The sequence below is a fragment of the Nocardia farcinica genome (genome assembly GCF_029867845.1).
In the GTDB taxonomy this organism is placed as follows: Bacteria; Actinomycetota; Actinomycetes; order Mycobacteriales; family Mycobacteriaceae; genus Nocardia; species Nocardia farcinica_A.
On record NZ_JARWRU010000200.1, the window covers coordinates 1 to 1,344 of the forward strand.

General features: G+C 67.6%; 2 protein-coding genes. Both read left to right on the forward strand.

What is annotated here, in order from left to right; genetic code table 11:
• Positions 1–71: 71 nt before the first annotated feature.
• Positions 72–389 (forward strand): helix-turn-helix domain-containing protein, encoded by a 318-nt coding sequence (locus QH283_RS04110; RefSeq protein WP_280501684.1) that lies wholly within the window; start codon positions 72–74, stop codon positions 387–389.
• Positions 386–1,333: an integrase core domain-containing protein gene (locus QH283_RS04115; RefSeq protein WP_280501685.1), complete on the forward strand. Its 948-nt coding sequence runs from the start codon at positions 386–388 to the stop codon at positions 1,331–1,333. Before QH283_RS04110 ends, QH283_RS04115 begins: the two co-directional genes overlap by 4 nt.
• Positions 1,334–1,344: the final 11 nt, after the last annotated feature.

Consider the following 1,344-nt stretch of genomic DNA (forward strand, 5'->3'; position numbering starts at 1 on the left):
TGTCGCGCGTCAGACTTTGTGGCAGGGCCCGTTTGTTGCGGGTTTGACCTGTAGAAGGAGTCTGATCGTTCATGGCGAGACCGCCGGCTGTACCGGCTGAGGAGAAGGTCAGGATCGTGTTGTCGGTCCTGGCCGGTGAGGTGACTGTCGCGGAGGCGGCGCGGCGGGCGAAGGTGTCCGAGCAGTCGGTAGGGAATTGGAAGCGGCAGTTCCTCGAGTCCGGCCGTTCCGGGCTGGTGGCAGGGAAGTCGGGGCCATCGACGCGCGAGCAACAGCTCGAGGCCGAGATCACCGAGCTGACCCAGGCTTTGGGTGAGGCGCATCTGGCGGCGCGGGTGTGGAAGAAGTCCGCGGAGGGCCGGTTGGGCCCTTCGAGGACCTCGAGGTGATCCGCATCGAAGCGGGCATGCCGACCACGAGGTTTTGCCAAGTGATCGGCGTGCCCGAACGGACCTGGCGGCGTCGGCAGGCCCGGGTCCGGGCCGGTTCGCCGGTCAAAGGGCCGTGGCCGCGACCGGCCCGAGAAACCGTGCGAGACGCTGCGCGCCGGCATGCGCTGGCGCATCCGGCGTGGGGACACCGCAAGGTCTGGGCGATGTGCCGTTACGAGGGGTACCGGGTGTCGCAGGCGACGGTGTTGCGGCTGCTGCGCGATGACGGGCTGCTGCTGCCGGCGGCCTACCAGGCCGAACGTCGACAACTTGCCCAGCGCCGCAAGGCCGCCTTCGCTGTCGAGCCCACGGGCCCGAATCAGGTGTGGCAGTTGGACTTCAGCGAGTTCGAGACCACTACCGGTGGGACGTGGCGGATCGCCGGCTGCCGGGACTACTGGTCGAAGTACGAGCATCGGTGGCATGTGTCGCCGACGGCGAACCAGCACGACGCGATAACCGCGATAGAGCTCGCTCTGGCCGACTACGAGCAGATGTTCGGCCGACCGCTGATCCAGGCCTGCGAGCGCGACCCGGACGGCGAAGTCCTCCCGGCGGTGACGGTCGTGACCGACAACGGTGGCCCGTTCCGGGCGTTCCGCTTCGAAGCATTCATCACCGCTCACCCGGAACTGCGGCACGTGCGGACCCGGGTACGCAGCCCGGGACAGAACGGGTCACGTGAACGCGGGTTCGGGTCACTGAAATACGAGCGCCTGTTCCTGGAGGAGATCGACGACGTCCTGGCCCTCGTCGAGCACGCCGACGCCTACCGCATCGAGTACAACACCATCCGTCCACACGAGGCCATCGCGTGGAACCGGCCCGCCGAGGTCCACCTCGGCGCCGCCGACCCCCTGATACCCAACTTTCCCGAGACCGAAAACCTGCCAACTACTTGACGCGGGACACG